Source organism: Limnohabitans sp. 2KL-1 (genome assembly GCF_003063435.1).
Classification (GTDB): Bacteria; Pseudomonadota; Gammaproteobacteria; order Burkholderiales; family Burkholderiaceae_C; genus Limnohabitans_A.
On the sequence record NZ_NESL01000001.1, the window covers coordinates 801,825 to 821,535 of the forward strand.

The 19,711-nt window shown below is 61.5% G+C and carries 17 protein-coding genes and 1 pseudogene; 15 read left to right on the forward strand and 3 right to left on the reverse strand.

From position 1 onward, the window contains the following. Positions 1–519: 519 nt before the first annotated feature. Together B9Z47_RS18830 and B9Z47_RS03745 are read right to left on the reverse strand one after the other, a co-directional pair. Positions 520–1,782 (reverse strand): annotated as a pseudogene (locus B9Z47_RS18830) (VIT and VWA domain-containing protein); the annotation flags it as partial. Then, positions 1,764–2,156 carry a helix-turn-helix domain-containing protein gene (locus B9Z47_RS03745; RefSeq protein WP_108329851.1) on the reverse strand — a complete coding sequence of 131 codons (393 nt, stop codon included), beginning with the start codon at positions 2,154–2,156 and terminating at the stop codon, positions 1,764–1,766. The gene B9Z47_RS03745 and the pseudogene B9Z47_RS18830, both read right to left, overlap by 19 nt. Before the next feature lie 187 nt (positions 2,157–2,343). On the opposite strand from B9Z47_RS03745, the gene B9Z47_RS03750 reads away from it, so the two are divergent. Together B9Z47_RS03750 and B9Z47_RS03755 are read left to right on the forward strand one after the other, a co-directional pair. Beyond that, the gene (locus tag B9Z47_RS03750) at positions 2,344–3,624 is read left to right on the forward strand and encodes an ATP/GTP-binding protein (protein ID WP_108329852.1); all 1,281 of its coding nucleotides are present in this window, start codon (positions 2,344–2,346) and stop codon (positions 3,622–3,624) included. Then, on the forward strand, positions 3,614–4,306 hold the full coding sequence (locus tag B9Z47_RS03755) for an RloB family protein (protein ID WP_108329853.1): 693 nt from the start codon (positions 3,614–3,616) through the stop codon (positions 4,304–4,306). Before B9Z47_RS03750 ends, B9Z47_RS03755 begins: the two co-directional genes overlap by 11 nt. Before the next feature lie 364 nt (positions 4,307–4,670). Here B9Z47_RS03755 and B9Z47_RS03765 read toward each other — a convergent pair whose 3' ends face one another. Beyond that, the gene (locus tag B9Z47_RS03765; protein WP_108329855.1) at positions 4,671–5,210 is read right to left on the reverse strand and encodes a DUF2889 domain-containing protein; all 540 of its coding nucleotides are present in this window, start codon (positions 5,208–5,210) and stop codon (positions 4,671–4,673) included. Positions 5,211–5,318: 108 nt separating this feature from the next. Between B9Z47_RS03765 and B9Z47_RS03770 the strand changes: the two genes are divergently transcribed. The 13 genes from B9Z47_RS03770 to B9Z47_RS03830 all read left to right on the forward strand — a co-directional run bounded on the left by B9Z47_RS03770 (position 5,319) and on the right by B9Z47_RS03830 (position 19,708). After that, positions 5,319–6,878 (forward strand): acyl-CoA synthetase, encoded by a 1,560-nt coding sequence (locus tag B9Z47_RS03770; protein WP_199226241.1) that lies wholly within the window; start codon positions 5,319–5,321, stop codon positions 6,876–6,878. A 259-nt stretch (positions 6,879–7,137) separates the two neighbouring features. Further along, positions 7,138–7,941, forward strand: a complete 804-nt coding sequence (locus tag B9Z47_RS03775; protein ID WP_199226256.1) for a GntR family transcriptional regulator — start codon at positions 7,138–7,140, stop codon at positions 7,939–7,941. Positions 7,942–7,961: 20 nt separating this feature from the next. Next, entirely contained in the window at positions 7,962–9,164 is a 1,203-nt protein-coding gene (locus tag B9Z47_RS03780; RefSeq protein WP_108329856.1) for an ABC transporter substrate-binding protein, read from the forward strand. Positions 9,165–9,201: 37 nt separating this feature from the next. Beyond that, positions 9,202–10,074 (forward strand): branched-chain amino acid ABC transporter permease, encoded by an 873-nt coding sequence (locus B9Z47_RS03785; protein WP_108329857.1) that lies wholly within the window; start codon positions 9,202–9,204, stop codon positions 10,072–10,074. Next, a complete protein-coding gene (locus tag B9Z47_RS03790; RefSeq protein WP_108329858.1) occupies positions 10,071–11,048 on the forward strand; it encodes a branched-chain amino acid ABC transporter permease in 978 nt (325 codons plus the stop codon). Before B9Z47_RS03785 ends, B9Z47_RS03790 begins: the two co-directional genes overlap by 4 nt. Further along, a complete protein-coding gene (locus tag B9Z47_RS03795; protein ID WP_369911687.1) occupies positions 11,045–11,812 on the forward strand; it encodes an ABC transporter ATP-binding protein in 768 nt (255 codons plus the stop codon). Before B9Z47_RS03790 ends, B9Z47_RS03795 begins: the two co-directional genes overlap by 4 nt. Further along, positions 11,809–12,522: an ABC transporter ATP-binding protein gene (locus tag B9Z47_RS03800; RefSeq protein WP_108329860.1), complete on the forward strand. Its 714-nt coding sequence runs from the start codon at positions 11,809–11,811 to the stop codon at positions 12,520–12,522. The genes B9Z47_RS03795 and B9Z47_RS03800 overlap by 4 nt, the downstream gene beginning before the upstream one ends. 108 nt (positions 12,523–12,630) lie before the next feature. Next, positions 12,631–13,563 (forward strand): tripartite tricarboxylate transporter substrate binding protein, encoded by a 933-nt coding sequence (locus B9Z47_RS03805; protein WP_108329861.1) that lies wholly within the window; start codon positions 12,631–12,633, stop codon positions 13,561–13,563. Beyond that, the gene (locus B9Z47_RS03810) at positions 13,560–14,840 is read left to right on the forward strand and encodes a 3-isopropylmalate dehydratase large subunit (RefSeq protein ID WP_108329862.1); all 1,281 of its coding nucleotides are present in this window, start codon (positions 13,560–13,562) and stop codon (positions 14,838–14,840) included. Before B9Z47_RS03805 ends, B9Z47_RS03810 begins: the two co-directional genes overlap by 4 nt. Then, positions 14,837–15,340, forward strand: a complete 504-nt coding sequence (locus tag B9Z47_RS03815) for a 3-isopropylmalate dehydratase (protein ID WP_108329863.1) — start codon at positions 14,837–14,839, stop codon at positions 15,338–15,340. Before B9Z47_RS03810 ends, B9Z47_RS03815 begins: the two co-directional genes overlap by 4 nt. A 5-nt stretch (positions 15,341–15,345) precedes the next feature. Beyond that, positions 15,346–17,040 carry a hydantoinase B/oxoprolinase family protein gene (locus tag B9Z47_RS03820; RefSeq protein ID WP_233253632.1) on the forward strand — a complete coding sequence of 565 codons (1,695 nt, stop codon included), beginning with the start codon at positions 15,346–15,348 and terminating at the stop codon, positions 17,038–17,040. Continuing rightward, positions 17,037–19,109, forward strand: a complete 2,073-nt coding sequence (locus tag B9Z47_RS03825; RefSeq protein ID WP_108329864.1) for a hydantoinase/oxoprolinase family protein — start codon at positions 17,037–17,039, stop codon at positions 19,107–19,109. Before B9Z47_RS03820 ends, B9Z47_RS03825 begins: the two co-directional genes overlap by 4 nt. Further along, a complete protein-coding gene (locus B9Z47_RS03830) occupies positions 19,106–19,708 on the forward strand; it encodes a cysteine hydrolase family protein (protein ID WP_108329865.1) in 603 nt (200 codons plus the stop codon). The genes B9Z47_RS03825 and B9Z47_RS03830 overlap by 4 nt, the downstream gene beginning before the upstream one ends. Positions 19,709–19,711: the final 3 nt, after the last annotated feature.

Sequence of the window (19,711 nt, forward strand, 5' to 3'; positions counted from 1 at the left end):
GTTGACCTCTTCTCCGCCATGCTTGACCGTCCCATTCCCTCCCAAACCTGCCGCCTGCATCTGCGCCACTTGTTGCAGCAAAGGCAAGTCTTGCGCTTTTTCAGCTTCGGCGCGTGGGTGCACCAAGATGAAGTTGGTGTGGGGCGTGACGAGTTGGTATTGCACCGCCAGCGCTCGCTGGCGCTGGGCGTCGGTGGTGTCCAGCAGGCGTTGCGCGGCGCACAGGCGCGGCAGCACGCCGTCGGTGTCCCACAGCAGTTGTTCGGCTTGGTGAATGAGGGTTTGACCAGACAGTGTCCAGCGCTGGCGGGGGGCGGCCAACGGCTTGCGGCTGCTTTGTGCCCATTGGTGTACGGTGTCGCCCTGGCTGATTTCGCGTGGGCTGGGCGACTGGTAGATCAGTTCGGCATCGCTTTCCACGCTGCACTGGATGGCACAGGCGTGGCGCATGCGCCCGAGCAAACGGGCCACGGCTTGTTGCATGCTTTGCTTGGGGCTGACCATTTCGCAGGCGCCGCCGCTGACCTCGGCCAGTTCGCGCAGCAGGCTTTCGGCCGGGGCGCTGCCCACGCCCAGCGCAAACAAGCGGTGGCCAGACTGGCGCACAGTGGCCACGATGTGTTCAATGTTCCAGACTTCGCCATCGGTGATGAGCAGGATGCTGGCCGCTTCAACTGGGCACTCGTCTTCTGGCGTAATCCGAATCACAGCTTCAAGTGCGCTGTCCATTTCGGTGCCGCCCAAGTCGGCGTTGATGTTGCGGGCTTCCGTACGCAGGCGGCGCTGATAAGCCTCTGTGCAGGGTTGCAGCCGTGGCAGCACATGCAAGGGGCGTGTGCCAAAGCGCGTCATGGACACTTCATCGTCCGTGTTCAGCTGATGGAACAGCCAGTCCAGCGCATCGCGGGCTTGTTCATTGCTGTCGCCTTGCATGGAGCCAGAGCCGTCCACCAGCACTTTCATGCGCAGCTTGGCAGGCGCGGTGTTTGCTGCATCCCAATGGGCTGTAGCGCTGGTCAGCAGGGTGTATTGGCCGGGTTGCGTGGCATCGGCGCTGGCCATGGCAAAGACCATGTCTTTCAGACCGTGAATGGTCAGCACAAAGTCGCGGTCCAGCCATGCTTTGTTTTGCAGTTTGACCATCACGCCGTTTTGGTGTTTGACCAGTTGCACGCCATGGGATGGGCTGGTGATGGTGCCTTTGGCCAAGGGGTTGGCAATGTCCAGCGACACATGCAGGCGGTATTCGGCCAGAGCGCTGCTGGCGGCGGTCTGGTGCGGTGCCAGGCCGCCCTGGCTGTGTTCGTCGCCATAACGTGGCGCGATGGTGGTGGGCAGACTCAAACGCAGCATGCCGCCTTCCAGCTTGAGCAGTTGGGCATATTCCATCTCGATCACCACCTCGTCGCCAGGAAGGATGTTGCCCAGGTTGGCGGTGTAAAGGTCTTTGCCCGAGCGCTCCAGCATGACGGGCAAGTCGCCGGACTGGATGGCTTTTTCGTAGGTGGTTTCGGCTTCTTTCTTTTCGACCACGGTGCCGGTCATGCGTTTGCCGTTGAGTTCGACCGCCATGCTCAGCAGCACGCCGTCCCAAGCTAGTGGGAAGGTGTAGACGCATTCCAAGTTGTCGCTGGTGGTGTTGCGGTAGACCTGGCGCAGCTTCATGCGCAGCATCAGGCCTTGCAGTTGACCCTGGGCCTGCACCGATTGCAGGGCCACGGCTTGACCGTCATGGCGGCTTTTGAGGCCCATCACTTGATTGTTCATTTTGTTTTCTCCCATTCGGTCATGACGCTGCGCACAAACGCGCGCAGTTGTTCGGGTGACAAGCCCGCTTCTTGAGGGTCGATTTGCAATTCCACCCCTGGCGCGATGAACACATGGCTGCGCACGCTGATGGCGCCGGGCTGGTGTTGGCGGTCAGGCACGGGCGATTCACCACCGGCCAAGACTTCTCGGATGCGCTCCAACGACACCCCTGCATCGGCCAGCTTGCGGATTTGCATGAGCTGGCCCAGATGCACGGGCGTGTAGTGCGCTGCCCGGGTCTCGCCCACGGGGCGGTCCACCAACCCCAACTGCATGTAATAGCGGACCGTGCGCTTGGGCAAGTCGGTCAGCGCGCAGAGCTGGTCTATGGAGTAGGTGGTGGTCATGGGGTTATTGTGACATAAACACTGTTGCAATAACTGTCTTTAATAAAGCGAGCCTTACCCTGTCCTTAAGTTGGGCGTTTCAAAACATGCTGGGGTTGTGGTTCACGTAATATCACATAAATTAAATTTCCATCATAATTTTTGCGTATAACGTGCAAAAAAATGCATCTGATGCATAATTTGATCCATGTTGATTGAATTTTCAGTGAGCAATTACCGCTCCATCCACCAACGCCAGACCCTGAGCATGGCGGCTGCTTCTGCGTATGACGAGCTGCTGGCGTCGAATACGTTTGAAGTTAGTGCGGGCGGCAGCTTGCCGCGTTTGGTGCGTTCGGCAGTGTTGTACGGACCCAATGCTTCAGGCAAGAGCACGCTCATTGCTGCGCTAAATTTCCTGCAAGAGTTGGTCTTGCGTTCGCACCAGCACCAGGCGGGTGACGCACTTGACGTGGTTCCTTTCAAGCTGTCTCCCCAGTCCCGGGCCGAAGACAGCGAGTTTGAAATCACTTTTATGGAAGGTGGTGTGCGCTATGAATACGGCGTTCGCTGCAACGCCGTGCGGGTGACCGAAGAGTGGCTGTTCGCCTACCCGCAAGGCCGTGCTCAAAAGTGGTTCCACCGTGCCTGGGATGCCGAGGCAGGCAAAGACGTTTACAAGTTCAGCGCCCAGTTTGTGGGCGGGCGTAAACGCCAGGACTGGGCGGATGAAACCTTGGAGAACACGCTGTATTTCTCGAAAGCAGTTCAAAACAAGCAAGAGCAACTTCGCCTCGTGTTTGATTGGTTCAAAGACCGCTTGCGCGTGGTGGACGCGCCGCACAGTCTGAGCGTGGGCTACACGATGCAACGCTGCAAAAACGCCGCCGACCGGCAGCGGATTGTTGAGTTCATGAACATGGCAGACCTGTGCATTGCAGACCTTCGGCTTGAAGAGTCCACGTTTGCAGTTGACCAGCTGCCCAAAGGCATGCCGTCTGCTGTGCGCGATCAAATTGCCAAGGACTTGGATGGCAAGAAGATCACATCGGTCAAGTTCGTGCACCAAGACGTGGTCACAGGGGAGGGTGTGGAATTTGCAGAAGAGGAAGAGTCAGACGGCACCCGCGCCTTGTTTGCTTTTGCCGGGCCTTGGCTGGATGTGACCGAAAACAACCGTGTGCTGGTGGTGGATGAGCTTGATACCAGCTTGCACCCGATGCTGGTCCATTACCTGGTCAAGCGTTTGCACTTGGAGAACTCCAAGGCGCAGTTGATTTTCACGACGCACGACACCACGCTGCTGAGCCAAAGAATTCTGCGGCGTGACCAGGTGTGGTTCATGGAAAAAGACGCACAACGGGCCTCCAAGTTGTACCCCTTGTCTGACTTCAGCCCGCGCGAGAACGAAGCGATTGAGCGCGGTTATCTGAATGGCCGTTATGGCGGTATTCCGTTTTTGAAGGATCTGGACTTTTATGGGGTCTGACGATCTGTTCAAAAAGCGCAAGGCCAGGGCCAGCAACGCCCTGGCCAGGCAGCAGCAGCAGCGGGCGCAGAGCCCACGCTGCTTGATCGTCTGTGAAGGCAGCAAGACCGAGCCGCATGACCTGGCCGAGTTGCGCGAGGTGTGGGGCATTCCACATTCATGGGTGAACATCAAGCCCAGTGAGGGTTCGTCGCCAGACCGTGTAGTGCAGACGGCCGAGAAACTGTATGCCGAAGACGCTCAAATGGGCGACAGTTTTGACCAGGTTTTTTGCGTCTTCGACCGCGATGCACACCCCACGTTCAGCTCGGCTGTTCAGCGTACACGCGAGTTGGCGTCCAACGGAAAACCTTTCAAAGCCATCACCTCAACGCCGTGCTTTGAGTTTTGGTTTTTGCTGCATTTTGGCTATTCCGATGCGCCATTTGCCAAGGCCGGTAAAAAATCGGTCGGCGACGTGGTGGTCAGCCAGTTCAAAACCAAAGCGGGTTTGGCGCAATACGGGAAGGCGCAAAAAGGAATGGCGGCGCAGCTGCAAGGTAAGTTGGCAGCAGCCACCAAGCACGCCACTAAGTTGCGGCAGTCCGCAGCGACAACCCAAAACCAAGACCCCCAGATTCACGCCAATCCTTGGACCAATGTGGATGAATTGGTGCAGTACATCGAAGGCTTGAAGCGTTGATGCCAACAGACCCGAACGACCGGAGAAGATGCAGTTGGCGGCAGGTGGCTCAAAAGCCTTGATTGATGAAGCCAAGGCTTGGGCATATTCCCGCCCGCCAAGGTAACTCAGTTGGTTCAGGTGCTGGATGACTTCAGGCACCGGGCTGCGGCTTGAGGCTTATCGAGACTCTTCTAGGGATTGACGGTTTTTAATATTCGGCAACTGTTCACGAGCTATCGCCAATTTGGTATCCAGTGTGGCCATTACAAGTTCTACTGGCACGCCACTTCCAGACTGGATAGTGTCTCCAATCGCGGTAAGACCACGCGTCAGAAAGTCGGCATGGTGCTGGGGGGACGACTGGATTGGTTGCAACTTTTTCTCAAGATTCATTGGAACCCTCAACCACCTTCGGCCTGAAAAACATCGGATACGCCCTCTGCACTGTCGGGCTGTCATAGGCCCAGCTGTGGCATTGGCCCAGGTGGTAGGGCGGTTGGGTGATTTCGGGTTGGGGCTGGCCAGCCTGTTCGCGGCGCTGCCATTGGCCTGCGGGCAGGGTTTGGTAGGCGGCGGTCGCCATGTTGAACAGCAGTTCACGCAGGTGGGTGCAGCCTTCGGTGCCACCGATGTGTGCGTTGATGACCTTGCGCCAGCCGGGGCCCATGGTCTGGCCGATCAGTTTGTGCATGCCGTGCGGTGCGCCAGCGCATTCGGGGTGGGGGATGTCGTCCATCGCCGTGACGATGTCCTGGATGACCATTTTGTTGTTCAGCGTGACGCGGATTTTCAGGCCGTGGATGGGTTCGTTGGCCGGGAAGGGGCGTTCGTTGGGCACCTGAAAACCATAGGTTTTGACGTCGGTCAATTCGGCTTCGATGTCCCACAGGCCATCTTCACGGTCAAAGCCTTGGTACACCACGGTTCGCGTATGTGACAGTTTTCGGGGGGAGGGTGGTGAAAGTGCCAATGGAAATCTCGCGGGGCTGATGTTGAATCGCTCAATCATAGCCACGCAGGAGTTCTCAACATGTCCACCGCCATCCACCCCGCCGTTCGCCGCCAGACCATTGCCGATGCCCTGCGCCGCACCGCGATCCGCTTGCCTGCCAAAACCGGCATCGTGTGTGGTGCCACCACCTGGACCTATGCCGAGTTCGATGCCCTGGTGAGTCGCCTGGCCGCAGGCCTGGCCAGCATCGGCGTGGCCGAGGGCGACAAGGTGGCGGTGCTGGCGCGCAATTCGCACGGTTTTGCGGCGCTGCGCTTTGCGCTGGCCCGCCGTGGCGCGGTCATGGTGCCGATCAATTTCATGCTCAAGGCCGACGAGGTGGCTTACATCCTGCGCCACGCGGGTGCCAAAACCCTGGCCACCGACAGCGGTTTGGCCGAGCTGGCGCAGGCTGCGTCAAAACTGGAAACGAAAGTCGAGCAGTTCATCTGGCTGCCCTCCGAAGACCCGAGCCAGAGCGTGGCGGGCATGCACAACTTTGACGTGCTGGCCGCTTGCACTGATCCATTGCCCGATTTGCGCCTGGGCAGCTACGATGTGGCGCAGATCGTCTACACCAGCGGCACCGAGTCGTCGCCCAAAGGCGCGCAGCTCACTCACGACGCCGTCATGTGGCAATACGTCAGCTGCGTGATCGACGCCGAAATTGCGGAGGCCGACGTGGCTCTGCACGCGCTGCCGCTGTACCACTGCGCTCAGCTTGATGTGTTTTTTGGCCCGGCCATTTACATGGGCAGCACCAACGTGATCACGTCCAAGCCCACGCCCGACAACCTGTTGCCGATGCTCGAAAAGTTCGGCATCACCAGCTTCTTTGCGCCGCCCACGGTGTGGATTGCATTGCTGCGCTCGCCATTCATGGACGCCGACAAACTCGCCAAACTGGCCAAGGGCTACTACGGCGCTTCCATCATGCCGGTCGAGGTGCTCAAAGAGCTGGCCTCGCGCCTGCCCAATGTCCGGCTGTGGAACCTGTACGGCCAAACCGAAATCGCGCCGCTGGCCACCATGCTGTCCCCCGAAGACCAACTTCGCAAGCCAGGTTCGTGCGGCAAGGCCGTGCGCAACGTCGAGACCCGGGTGGTGAACGACGACATGCAGGACGTGGCCGTAGGCGAGGTGGGCGAAATCGTGCACCGCTCGCCGCATTTGATGCTGGGCTACTTTCACGACGACGAGCGCACGAAAGCCTCGTTTGAGGGGGACTGGTTCCACAGCGGCGACCTTGGCATCATCGACGAAGAGGGCTACATCACCGTGGTGGACCGCAAGAAGGACATGATCAAGTCTGGCGGCGAAAACGTGGCCAGCCGCGAGGTGGAAGAGATGATTTACCGCCTGCCGCAGGTCAGCGAAGTCGCGGTGATTGGCTTGCCTGACCCGAAGTGGGTGGAAGCGGTGACGGCGGTGATCGTGGTCAAGGCCGGGCTGACGCTGGACGAGGCGGCGGTGATCGCGCACTGCGCGCAGCACATGGCCGGTTTCAAATGCCCCAAGCGGGTGGTGTTCACCGATGCGTTGCCCAAGAACCCCAGCGGCAAATTGCTCAAACGGGATTTGCGTCTGCGCTACGCGTGAAGCGTTGGGCGTTGGGCGTTGGGCGTTGGGCGTTGGGCGTTGGGCGTTGGGCGTTGGGCGTTGGGCGTTGGGCGTTGGGCGTTGAGCGTTGAGCGTTGAGCGTTGAGCGTTGAGCGTTGAGCGTTGAGCGTTGAGCGTTCGCGCCGGGGGACACAAGTCAACAAGCGCGTTGACCAAGGGAAATCCCCGATCAAATGTCCCATGAACAAGACTTGAATGTCCTATTGACAGGACAATGGGACTGTTTCACCATGGGGTCATGGACGCACATTTGCCATTGCCCAAATACCACCAGATTTATCTGGTGCTGCGCGAGCAGTTGCGCGAAGGCCGTTTTGACGGTGGCTTGCCCGGCGAACTGGCCTTGATGGCGCAGTTTGGTGTGGCCCGTGTCACGGTGCGTCGGGCTTTGTCGCAACTGGCTGAAGAAGGCTTGATCCAGCGTGAGCCCGGACGTGGTACGCGCCCTGTGTCTTCGCGTGCACAAGAAGTGCAAATGCAGGCATCCACCATGGCCATGGGCCAGCAGGCGCGTCTGACAGGCTTGTTGGAGAACCTGGTGACCATGGGTTTGCGCACCCAAGCCAAGGTGTTGTCGGTCGAGCGCATGCGCGCCCCTGTGGATGTGGCTGCGGCGCTTCAATTGCCTGGCACAGCCTGGGTGCAAAAAGCCGAACGCGTCCGTAGCACGCCCCAAGGCCCACTGTCCCACATCACCACTTGGGTGCCCGATGCGATTTCATCGGGTTTTGGCAAACGCGAACTGGCCCAAAAACCCATTCTTGTGCTGCTCGAAGAGTCGGGCGTCAAGGTGGGCCGTGCCGAGCAAACCATCTCTGCCCGCCTGGCCGACGTGGTCATTGCCCAGCACCTCGATGTGTCCGTAGGCTCGGCCTTGCTGGCCGTGCGGCGCTTGATCTATGACGAAGAAGACCGTCCTATCCAATGGCTGCATGGTTTGTACCGCCCGGACCGGTACGAATACCAGATGCAGTTGTCCCGCGTTGGCAGCATCGATGCCAAGGTGTGGGTAAACCAAGAGCTGTCCGCCAACTTTCACTGACCAACTTAAAGGATGTTCTCATGACCTCACGTCGCACTTTCATGGGCCAGTCCGCAGCTGCGGCCTCGGCACTCGCGTTTCCTTTGGTGAGCGGGGCCCAGCCCAAGCCCGTCAAGGTGGGGGTCTTGCACCCCGTCACCGGTGCCCTGGCTTATTCGGGCCAGCAATGCCGCCTGGGCGCTTTGATGGCGATTGACGACATCAACAAGGCCGGCGGTATCAAGTCGCTCGGCGGTGCCAAGATCGAAGCCATGCTGGGCGATGCGCAGTCCAGCCCCCAAGCGGGCACGGCCGAAATCGAGAAGATGAACGAAGCCGGTGTGAGCGCGGTGGTCGGGGCCTTCGCCTCGGCCATTTGCTTGGCCACCACGCAAGCGGCGGCCAAATACAACCTGCCCCATGTGGTGGACGTGGGCGTGGCCGATCAGATCGTCGAGCGCGGCCTGAAAAACACCTTCCGCTTTGGTCCTGGCTACAAGAAGTGCGCTGAAGTGGCTGTCGCCAGCCTGCACGCCCTCAACACCGCCGCAGGCAAGCCCGCCCGCACCGTGATGATCGTTCACGAAGAATCGCTGTTTGGCACCGGCACCGCCAACTTGCTGGCCAAAGAGCTGCCCGGCTATGGCTACGAAGTCAAAGAAATCATCAAGCACGCCAACCCCACGCGTGACTTCAACAACATCGCGCTGCGCATCAAGCAGGTCAACCCCGACATCCTGATCCCGGCCAACTATTACAACGAATACGCCCTGTTGGTGCGCACCTTGCAGCAGCAAAAAATCACACCCAAGGCCATCTACTCGGTGCTGGGTGGCGCGGCGTCGAGCTACAAGTTCGTCAAGGAATTCCCGGAAGCGGCCAACGGCATCATCGATTGCAACCACTGGTTCAACCCCAAGGACAAGCGCTCGGCCGAACTCAAAAAGCGTGTCGAAGCGCAAGGCCAGTTCTTCAGCTACGAAGTGTTCATGACTTACACCGCCATGATGCTGCTGGCCGATGCCATCGAGCGTGCCAAGTCGCCCGACCGCGCCGCCATCACTGATGCGCTGGCCTCCAGCAAGTTCGCCAACCACATCATGCCGTACGGCCCGACCCAGTTTGTCAATGGCCAGAACATGGGCGCGCAGCCTTTGATGACGCAAGTCCACAAGGGCGACATCAAGGTGATCGTGCCACGCGACTACCGCGAAATTGAGCCGATCTTCCCGCTCAAGGGCTGAAACGCCACTGCTCTTGCGCTGAATTGAAAGACCCCCGATGCTCGACTTGAACATCCTGTTTCCTTCACTGCTCAACGGCATCACCACCGGTGCCGTTTATGCACTGATCGCGCTGGGCCTCACGCTGATTTATGGCGTGCTGCACATCATCAATTTCGCGCACGGCGCGGCCTTGATGGTGGCGCTGTATGGCGTGTACATGCTCAAGGAAAAGCTCGGGGTCGACCCCTATCTGGCGCTGCCGATCATGGTGCCCGCCATGTTCGTGCTGGGTTATGCGCTGCAACGCGGCGTGATCAACCGGGCCAGCCACGGCAAGGATGAAAACATCCTGCTGGTCACGCTGGGCGTGTCCATCGTGCTGGAAAACCTGGCGCTGCTGTTTTTCAAGTCCGATACGCGCAGCATTGACACGGCCTACACCTTGACCACGGTCGAGATCGGCCCGGCCTTCATCGCCTTGCCCAAGCTGGTGGCTTTTGCCGGGGCGCTGGTCGTGTCGGCCGCGATGTTGCTGATCGTGCAAAAGACCGATCTGGGCCGCGCGATCCGCGCCGTGTCCAAAGAAAAACAAGGTGCCCGCCTGATGGGCATCGATGTGGACCATGTGTACGCCATGTGCTTCGGGCTGGGCATGGCCAGCCTGGGCGCTGCGGCCTGCTTTTTGATGCCCGCTTATTACGTCAACCCGCAGGTGGGCAACGGCTTCGTGCTGGTGGCCTTCACCATCGTGGTGCTGGGCGGCATGGGCAGTTTTGCCGGGGCTTTGCTGGGTGGTTTGCTGATTGGTGTGGTCGAGTCGTTGGGCGGTTTGCTGCTGGGCGAGTCGCTGGGGCAGGTCGGTATTTTTGTGATCTTCATTGCGGTGTTGATGCTCAGGCCGCAAGGATTTTTTGGAGCGAAAGCATGAAAGACTTTCGCCACATTGCGCTGTTTGCGCTGCTGGTGGGGGCGGTGCCCCTGTTCACGCAGTCGGGCGTAGCGCTCAACTTTGTCATGACCGCACTGTATGCCTGCCTGCTCTCGCAAGCCTGGAACGTGTTGGGCGGCTTTGGCGGGCAATTTTCGTTCGGCCATGCGCTGTTTTTTGGCACCGGCGCTTATGTGCAGGCCATTGCGCAAATGCAGTGGGGCCTGAGCCCCTGGGTGGCTTTGCCGCTGGCCATGGCTTTTGCGGCTGGCGTGGGCGCCTTTGTCGGTGCTGCCTCTTTCCGCTACGGCCTCAAGGGCTCGTACTTTGCGCTGGTCACGCTGGCCTTTGCCGAGGTGTTCCGCATCGTGGCCACCTCGGTGCCCTTCACCGGTGCCGGTGTGGGTCTGATGCTGCCGCTCAAGGAGTCGGCTGCCAACATGCAGTTTGGCAGCCGTGCGGGTTTCATCTGGCTCATGCTGGGCTTGGTCACGCTGGCGCTGTGCGTCACGGCCTGGCTGCGCCACTCGCGCTTTGGCGCTTATTTGCAGGCGGTGCGTGACAACGAAGACGCGGCCCGCGCCATTGGCGTGAACCCGTTCAGCGTCAAGTTGATCGCCACGATCCTGTCAGGCGGCCTCATGGGCGCTGGCGGGGCGTTTTATGTGCAGGTCTTTCAGTACATCGACCCGGGCATCGCCTTTGGCTCGCACACCTCGGTCGAGGCTTTGGTGGGCGCGATTGTGGGCGGCTTGGGCACGCTGTGGGGCCCGCTTCTGGGGGCCATCAGCCTGCACATCCTGGCCGACCTCACGCGCAACCTGTTTGGCCAGCTGCCCGGCATCAACATGGTCATTTATGGCGTGGTGCTGATCCTGATCGTGATGTTTTTGCCGCGTGGCATCGCTGGCTTGGGCACCATCACGCCGCTGCAGTGGCTGCGTGGTCAGAAGTCTGATGGAGACAAATCATGAGCACGCTGCTGCAAATTGACGGCGTGGGCAAATCCTTTGGCGGCCTCAAAGCCGTGCAAAACGTGAGCCTTTCGGTGACCGAAGGCCGCCTGAGCGCCCTGATCGGCCCCAATGGCGCAGGCAAGACCACTTTGTTTGCGCTGATGTCGGGCTTTTTGGTGCCTGACACCGGCCGTGTGGCTTTTGCTGGGCAGGACATCACCGGCCAGGCACCGCACCTGAACGCCCGCATGGGCCTGACCCGCACCTTCCAGATCGTGCAGCCTTTTGCGGCGCAAACTGTGCGCGAAAACATCGCCGTCGGTGCGCACCTGCATTTGCCGGGCCGTTCGCAGGCGCTCGAATTTGCCGAGTCGGTGGCCAAGCAAGTGGGTTTGGCCCCGCAATTGGACAAACTGGCCAGTGACCTCACGGTGGCCGGGCGCAAGCGCTTGGAACTGGCGCGTGCGCTGGCCACGCGCCCGCGCCTGTTGCTGCTCGACGAGGTGCTGGCAGGCCTGAACCCGCAGGAGATTGCCGAGATGATTCCGGTGGTGCAGGGCATTGCCCAAAGCGGCGTGACGGTGCTGATGATCGAGCACGTCATGCAGGCGGTGATGAGCCTGGCGCAAGAAGTGTGGGTGCTGGCCCAGGGCCAGCTGATCGCCCATGGCACACCTGCCGAGGTGACAAACAACCAAGCCGTGGTCGAGGCCTATCTGGGTCACGGCACGGCCGAACGGCTGCAAAAGAACGCGGCTCGTCAAAAAGAGGTGCAGGCATGAGCAGCGCATTGTTGGATGTGCAAGGCCTCAAGTCGGGCTATGGCGCGGTCGAAGTGCTGCGCGGTGTCGATGTGCAGGTCATGCCGGGCGAGCTGGTGGCGCTGCTGGGCAGCAACGGCGCAGGCAAAACCACACTGAACCACACCCTGAGTGGCCTGGTGGCCACGCGGGCAGGCCGGGTGCAGTTTGACGGCCACGACCTCACGGGCCAGCACAGCAAACAGGTGGTCACGCACGGTTTGATTCAGGTGCCCGAAGGCCGCAAGGTCTTCCCCAACCTGAGCGTGCACGAGAACTTGGAGCTGGGGGCCTTCACCCGCGGCCGCGAGCGCCGAACCCAGAATTTGGACAAGGTGTACCAGACCTTTCCGCGCCTGAAAGAGCGGGTGGCGCAGTTGGCGGGCACTTTGAGTGGTGGCGAGCAACAGATGCTGGCCATCGGCCGGGGCCTGATGGCCGAGCCACGCTTGCTGATCCTGGACGAACCCTCGCTGGGTTTGTCGCCCCTGCTGGTCGAAGAAATGTTTGGCCTGATCTCGCAACTGCGCAGTGGCGGCCTGGCCATTTTGCTGGTCGAGCAAAACGTCGGCCAGTCGCTGGACATCGCGGACCGGGCGTATGTGATGGAAAACGGGCAGATCCGTTTCACCGGCACCCCGGCAGATCTGCTGGCCAGCGACACGCTGCGCCAGGCCTATTTGGGCATGTAAGGCATGCCGGGCACATGGTGGGCCTTCGTGATTCAGGTGCATTGATTCCAAGATCGTTTTTTTATGACATCCCAAATACCTTCACCGCTCAGAATTTTCCTGTCGTCGATGTGTCTGAGCTTGGGTGGACTGGTGTTCCCCGCACTGGCCCAATCGCAGTCGCCCATCAAAATTCTGGTGGGCGCACCTGCGGGCGGCACCACCGACACCATGGCCCGTACGCTGGCGCAAGTCTTGGGTACGCAGCTGGGCCGCAGTGTGGTGGTAGAAAACAAGCCCGGTGCAGGCGGCAATCTGGCAGCAGACGCCGTAGCCAAGGCCGTGCCTGACGGCAACACCTTGTTGATGAGTTTCACCAGCCACGCCATCAACGCCTCGCTCTACCCCAGCTTGCCTTTTGACCCGGTCAAGGATTTCACGCCGCTGACCATGGTGTCCACCTCGCCGTCCATTTTGGTGGCGCACCCCAGGCTGCCGGTGAACAACGTGAAAGAGTTGATGGCGCTGGCCAAAGCCAAGCCGGGGCAGCTGAATTTCGCCATTGGCGCTTTGGGCTCGTCGCTGCACATGGCCGGTGATGCGTTCAAGATGCAGGCGGGTGTGTACATCGTCAACATCCCTTATCGGGGCACAGCCCCTGCGGTGCAAGACGTGCTGGCCGGTCAGGTCGATCTGATGTTTGCGGCGGTGGGCAATGTGCAGTCGCACATCAAGGCGGGCAAGCTCAAGGCGCTGGGCGTGACCAGCGCCAAGCGCCTGGCGGCTTTTCCAGAGGTGCCTGCGGTGGGCGAGAGCTTGCCAGGCTATGAATCCAGCGCCTGGTTTGGCCTGTTTGGCCCAGGCCGCATGAGCCCCGATGTGACCAAAAAGCTGGCCGATGCAGCCCGCGCCGCGGTGCATTCGCCCGATGTCAAGCGCCGCATTGAAAGCGAAGGGGCCACGCCTGTGGGCAGCAGCCCGCAAGAATTTGCCAACTTTGTAGACAGTGAGATTGTGCGCTGGCGCAAAGTCGTGCAATACGCCGGAGCCAAACCAGAATGAGTGCTACCCCTTCGCAAACCCTGGCGCAAAAACTCATCGCCCGTGCGGCGGGCCGTGCCCATGTGGCCGTGGGCGAGGTGGTCACCTGCAATGTCGACTTGGCCATGTTCCATGACTCGTCAGGTCCCAGACGACTCAAACCCATGCTGGATGAGTTGGGCGCAGACATCTGGGACAAAAACAAAGTGGTGCTGGTGCTGGACCACTATGTGCCCGCCCAGGACGCCGATGCGCAGCAAATTGTGCAAATTACCCGCGACACGGCCAAGCAATGGAAGCTGCCACATGTCATTGACAGCGAGGGCATCTGCCATGTGGTGCTGCCCGAGCGCGGGCATTTGAAGCCCGGCATGTTTTGCGTGGGCGGCGATTCGCATTCGCCCACGGGCGGTGCCTTTGGTTGCTACATGTTCGGCATTGGTGCGACGGAGATGCTGGGCGTGTGCGTGACCGGCCAGATTTGGGTGCAGGTGCCGCGCACTTTGCGCATGCACTGGTCGGGCCGCCTGCAAGCGGGCGTGTCGGCCAAGGACATGATGCTGCACATGATTGGCCGTTTTGGCATGAACGGTGGGCAATACCAAGCGGTGGAATTTGCGGGGTCTGCCGTGCAGGCGCTGTCCATGGCCGAGCGCATGACGCTGTCCAACATGAGCGCCGAGATGGGCGCGCAGGTCGGTCTGATTGCGGCAGACGAGACCACCTTGAGGTACTTGCGCGGTATCGGTGTTGCCCCCGAGTCGTTGGCGGGTGCCGAACAATGGTTCACCGACGACGATGCCGAGTGTGAGCAGCACACGTTTGATGCTTCCAGTCTCAGTCCCCAAGTGGCGGCACCGCACAGCCCGGCCAACACGCGTGACGTGGCTGAATTTTCAGAAGTCACACCCAGCATCGCTTACATCGGCGCCTGCACCGGGGCCAAACTCGAAGACCTGCGGGCCGCCGCTTCTGTGCTCAAGGGCCAGCGTGTGGCCGCTGGTGTGCAGCTCATGGTGGCACCCGCCAGCGCCAGAGAACAAGCGCAAGCCACGCAAGAAGGCGTGATGCAAATCCTGCAAGATGCCGGGGCCACCGTGTTGCCCAACAGCTGTGGCGCGTGTGCGGGCTACGGTGCAACTTTCCCCGAGGGCTCTACCGTGATCTCGACCACCGCCCGCAACTTCAAGGGCCGCATGGGCCCGGCCAGCGTGAACGTGTATCTGGCCTCGCCCTACACCGTGGCGGCTTCGGCCTTGCGCGGTCACATCAGCGATGCGCGTGAGGTGCTGGCATGAAAAATCGCATCTTCCAAAATGCCCGCGTCTGGCGGGTCGGGGCCGATGTGGACACCGATGCGCTGGCCCCTGGTGCCTACATGAAGCACGGTCTGGAAGTGATTGGCTGGCATTGCCTGGAGGCGGTGCGCAGCGACTTTGCCTCGGGCGTGCGCGAGGGCGATGTGATCGTGGCTGGGGCCAATTTCGGCATCGGCTCATCGCGCGAGCAGGCAGCGGGCGTGCTCCGGCACCTCGGCCTGGCGGCGGTGCTCGCACCGTCCTACAGCGGCTTGTATTTTCGCAACGCCTTCAACCTCGGGTTGTTGCTGTTGACCTGCCCCGAGGCCAGCAAGATTGAAGAAGGCGAGCGCCTGGCGCTGCAGTTTGAAGGGGACACGCCAGTGGTGTTGCGAACCAACGGGCAGCGCCTGATTTGCGCACCGATCCCCGAATTTCTGATGGACATGGTCGACGCAGGTGGCTTGTTGCCGCTGCTCAAACAACAAAAGCAAGGATGAACCCGATGGTTTCAGCTTCACACAACCCGGCCACCCTGGACCCGGTGATGGACCCCGTGACTTTGGCCGTGCTGCGCGGCCGCTTGGAACAAATCGCCGACGAGATGGACGCGACGCTCTACCGCAGCGCCTTCAACCCCATCATTGCCGAGGCGCACGACGCTTGCCACGGCCTGTACGACGCCATCACCGGCGACACCCTGATCCAGGGCAAGTCAGGTCTGCCGGTGTTTGTGGGCGCCATGGCCTTTGCCGTGCGGGCGGCCATGCGCGTGGCGGCCGAGCGCGGCGGCATGCAGCCGGGCGATGTGTGGCTGTTCAACGACCCCTACGAAGGCGGCACCCACGCCAACGACTTCAAGCTGGTCAAACCCTGCTTTCGCAATGGGCAGTTGTATTGCTTTTTGGCCTCGGCCGCGCATTGGCACGATGTGGGCGGCGCAGTGCCCGGCAACTACAACCCGGCGGCCACCGAGTGCTGGCAAGAAGCGGTGCAGATCCCGCCGGTGCGCATCTTGCGCGGCGGCGTGCTCGACGACGACGTGCTGGCCATTTTGCGCGCCAACACCCGCCTGCCCGACAGCCTGTGGGGCGACCTGAACGGCCAGCTGGCTGCGCTCGAATTGGGCGCCCGCCGCCTGGACGGCCTGCTTGACGAATACGGCGACGCCAAAGTGGCTCAGGCCCTGGTGGAGCTGCGTACCCGCGCCGTGCGCCTGATGCGTTCGCACATCACCAGCCTGCCCGATGGCCGCTACAGCTTTGAAGACGTGCTCGACAACGACGGCGTGAAAGACGAGCTGCTCACCATTGCGCTCGACATGACCGTGGCTGGCGATCGGCTGACGCTGGATTTTTCGCGTACCTCGGCGCAATGCGCCGGGCCGGTGAACATTTCACGCGCCACAGCGGTCGCCGCTTGTTATGTGGCTTTGAAGCATGTCTTCCCCGATGTGCCGGCCAACGCGGGTGTGCTGGACGCGGTGGACTTTGTGATCCCCGACGGCCTGGTCATCAGCGCCTCGCGTCCGCGCCCGGTGGGTGGCTACACCGAAACCATTTTGCGCATGATCGACGTGATCTTCAGCGCCACGGCCTTGGCCGACCCGCAGCGGGCCGTGGCCCATGCTTACGGCACCATCAACGCCTTGTCGATCGCAGGGCACCGCACCGACGACAAGCGCAAGGGCCAGCGTTGGGTGATGTTCAGCTTTTTTGGCGGTGGCCACGGTGGCCACTCGGATGGCGATGGCCTGTCGCACGGCAATGCGCCGATCTCCACCGCCACCATCCCACCGATGGAAATTTTGGAAGCGGCCTATCCGGTGCGCTTCACGCAGTGGGCCTTGCGCCCCGGCTCGGGCGGCGACGGCCAGCACCGGGGCGGTCTGGGTGCGATTTACGAGATCGAATTGCTTGAAGACAGCGCCGAGGCTTTCATTTTTGGCGAGCGTGGCAAGTCGGCCCCCAAAGGCATCCACGGCGGCCAGCCTGCGTTGCCCAATGTGTTTGAGTATTGCCAGAACGGCGAATGGAAGACGCCACCCATGGTGTCCAAGATGCTGGGCATTCACCTGAAAAAAGGCGACCGCGTGCGCCTGCAAACCCCGGGCGGCGGCGGCTGGGGATCGCCCGCAGAGCGATCGGCGCAAGACCGTGCCAAAGACAGCGCACTGGGTTACACCAAGGAACAAGCATGAGCGAGGCAGCATTGAACCAACCGCATTGGGTGGTCGGCGTGGACGTGGGCGGGACCTTCACCGACCTGTTTGTGCTGGACGAAAAAACCGGCCAAGCCCGCATCGTCAAAGTGCCTTCGACCCGGGGCGAAGAAGCCCGGGGCTTCATGAACGGCATCGCCAAAGTGACGGGCAACACGGGCGCCGATGGTGCCAAAGACATCGCCACCATCGTGCATGGCACCACCGTGGGCACCAACGCCTTGCTGGAGCGCAAGATCGCCCGCACCGGCATCATCACCACACGCGGGTTCCGCGACGTGTTGGAGATGCGCCGCCGCGACCGTCCGCAAACCTGGGGCCTGCGCGGCAGCTACACCCCGGTGGTGCCCCGCGCCTGGCGTCTGGAAGTGGACGAGCGCGTGTTGGCCGATGGGCAGTTGCACACGCCCGTGAATCTGGATCAGGTGCGCGAACAAGCTCGCGCTCTGCTGGCCGAAGGCTGCGAGGCGGTGTGTGTGTTCTTTGTGCACGCCTATGCCAACCCAGGTAACGAACAAGCCGCTGTGGCGGCCGTGCGCGAGATCTGGCCCAACAGCTATGTGACGGCCGCCAGTGAAGTGCTGCCCGAAATCCGTGAGTTCGAGCGCTGCTCCACAGCCACCCTGAATGCTGCTTTGCAGCCCGTGGTGGGCAGCTATTTGCAGCGCCTCGATGGCGACCTGCGCGCCCAGGGCTTTGGCGGTGAATTGCTGATTGTGCAAAGCAATGGAGGCGTCATGTCGCGCCAGACGGCTTGTGATGTGCCGGTGCGCACCGCGCTGTCCGGGCCTGCGGCCGGCGTGATGGCCTGCGCCGAAATCGCCCGCGCTTCGGGTTTTGAGAACGTCATCACCGGCGACATCGGCGGCACCTCGTTTGACGTGTCCTTGGTGGCGGGGGGCGAAGCGGCACTCGCTGCGCAAACGTCCATTGAGTTTGGCTTGGTGGTGCGCTCGCCCATGATCCAGATCGAGACCATCGGTGCTGGTGGCGGCTCGATCGCTTCGGTCGATGCGGGCGGCATGCTGCAGGTCGGCCCCGAGTCGGCCGGCAGCATTCCTGGCCCAGCTTGTTATGGGCGCGGCAACACCCGCCCCACCGTGACCGATGCCAACGTGCTCTTGGGCCGCATTGCGGCCGACCGGCCTTTGGGCGGCGGCTTGCTGCAAAAGCTCGATTCGGGCTTGTCCGAACAAGCCATTGCCCAGCATGTGGCTGAGCCTTTGGGCCTGACGGCGCTGGCCGCAGCTGAGGCGATTTTGACGGTGGCCAATGCCCGCATGGCGGGCGCGATCCGCGTGGTGTCGATCGAGCGCGGCCACGATCCGCGCCAGTTCGCCTACATGCCCTTTGGTGGCGGCGGCGGCCTGCATGTGTGCGCCATGATGCGCGAGGTGGGCGTGACCACCGGCATCGTGCCGCGTTATCCGGGCGTGACATCGGCGCTGGGCTGTGTGATGGCCGACATGCGCCACGACGCGGTGCAGACCCTCAACGTCGCCTTGGCCGATGTGGCTTGGCCTGCCTTGCTGGAGCGGGTGGATGGTCTGGCTGAGGCTTGCCAGGTGCGCCTCGATTCCGCCGGGGTGAACTTTGTGCGGGTAGATGAAGTCATCAGCTTTGACATGCTCTACATGGGCCAGACACACACCCTGCAAGTGCCCCTGAAGCGCGAAGCTTTGAACGCAGCAGGATTGCTGGCCGCGTTTGAGGCGGCTTACCAACATGCCTTTGGCCGTGTGCTGCAAGGCCCGGTGATCCGCGTGATGAACCTGCGTTATGCCCGCATTGGGCGTCGTCCCAAGTTCGACCTGGCGGTGCTGGCGCCGCAAGGCGAAGGCCGTACCGCCCCGGTGGGCGAGCAGCAGGTCTACCACCAGGGCCAGTGGTGGACGGCGCAGCGTTACGAACGCTTGAGCCTGCCCGTGGGTACCGTGGTGCAAGGCCCCGCGATTTTGGAGCAGCCCGACACGACCGTCTGGCTCGAACCCGGCTTTGAAGGGCGGGTCGACAAACTGGGCAACCTGTTGGTGGAGCGCAGCGCATGAACTTGAAGACCGCCAAGCTGGGCATGGTCATCGTGGACCTGCAAAACGATTTTCTCGCGCCCGATGGCGCTTATGCCCGGGGCAACACCCTGAGTGCCGAGGCGGTGAAACTGCCCGAGCGCATGGCCCCGGTAGCACGTGCCATCAAGGGGCTTGGCGGCTTGGTCACGGCCAGCCTGTTCACGCTGTGGCCCAACGCGCAGGGCGAACCCATGATCTCGGCGCACCTCAAAGAGCGTCGCCCGTTTTTGCGTAAGGGCGACTTTGCGCCGGGCAGCCGAGGGCAGGCCAATGTGGATTTGCTCGCACCGTTGGTCGATGTGTCGGTGTTCAAGGTGGCGTATTCGGCTTTCTTCAACACGCAGCTCGACTGGGTGCTCAAAAAATCGGGGATCGACACCTTGGTGGTGTGCGGCATCGTCACCAACGGTGGCGTGGCCAGCACGGTGCGCGATGCCCATGTGCGCGACTACCACGTCATCGTGTTGTCGGATGGTTGCGCCGCCTTCAGCGAAGCTGCGCACCAGGCCGCGCTGGCCGACATGGGCTCGGTGGCCGAGGTCATGGACAGCGCCGCTTTTTTGAAACAACTGGGCTGAAGC

Coding starts and splice junctions, on each gene's coding strand:
- B9Z47_RS03745 (WP_108329851.1), bottom strand. CDS start 2,156: ATGACCACCACCTACTCCATAGACCAGCTCTGCGCGCTGACCGACTTG.
- B9Z47_RS03750 (WP_108329852.1), top strand. CDS start 2,344: ATGTTGATTGAATTTTCAGTGAGCAATTACCGCTCCATCCACCAACGC.
- B9Z47_RS03755 (WP_108329853.1), top strand. CDS start 3,614: ATGGGGTCTGACGATCTGTTCAAAAAGCGCAAGGCCAGGGCCAGCAAC.
- B9Z47_RS03770 (WP_199226241.1), top strand. CDS start 5,319: ATGTCCACCGCCATCCACCCCGCCGTTCGCCGCCAGACCATTGCCGAT.
- B9Z47_RS03775 (WP_199226256.1), top strand. CDS start 7,138: ATGGACGCACATTTGCCATTGCCCAAATACCACCAGATTTATCTGGTG.
- B9Z47_RS03780 (WP_108329856.1), top strand. CDS start 7,962: ATGACCTCACGTCGCACTTTCATGGGCCAGTCCGCAGCTGCGGCCTCG.
- B9Z47_RS03785 (WP_108329857.1), top strand. CDS start 9,202: ATGCTCGACTTGAACATCCTGTTTCCTTCACTGCTCAACGGCATCACC.
- B9Z47_RS03790 (WP_108329858.1), top strand. CDS start 10,071: ATGAAAGACTTTCGCCACATTGCGCTGTTTGCGCTGCTGGTGGGGGCG.
- B9Z47_RS03795 (WP_369911687.1), top strand. CDS start 11,045: ATGAGCACGCTGCTGCAAATTGACGGCGTGGGCAAATCCTTTGGCGGC.
- B9Z47_RS03800 (WP_108329860.1), top strand. CDS start 11,809: ATGAGCAGCGCATTGTTGGATGTGCAAGGCCTCAAGTCGGGCTATGGC.
- B9Z47_RS03805 (WP_108329861.1), top strand. CDS start 12,631: ATGTGTCTGAGCTTGGGTGGACTGGTGTTCCCCGCACTGGCCCAATCG.
- B9Z47_RS03810 (WP_108329862.1), top strand. CDS start 13,560: ATGAGTGCTACCCCTTCGCAAACCCTGGCGCAAAAACTCATCGCCCGT.
- B9Z47_RS03815 (WP_108329863.1), top strand. CDS start 14,837: ATGAAAAATCGCATCTTCCAAAATGCCCGCGTCTGGCGGGTCGGGGCC.
- B9Z47_RS03820 (WP_233253632.1), top strand. CDS start 15,346: ATGGTTTCAGCTTCACACAACCCGGCCACCCTGGACCCGGTGATGGAC.
- B9Z47_RS03825 (WP_108329864.1), top strand. CDS start 17,037: ATGAGCGAGGCAGCATTGAACCAACCGCATTGGGTGGTCGGCGTGGAC.
- B9Z47_RS03830 (WP_108329865.1), top strand. CDS start 19,106: ATGAACTTGAAGACCGCCAAGCTGGGCATGGTCATCGTGGACCTGCAA.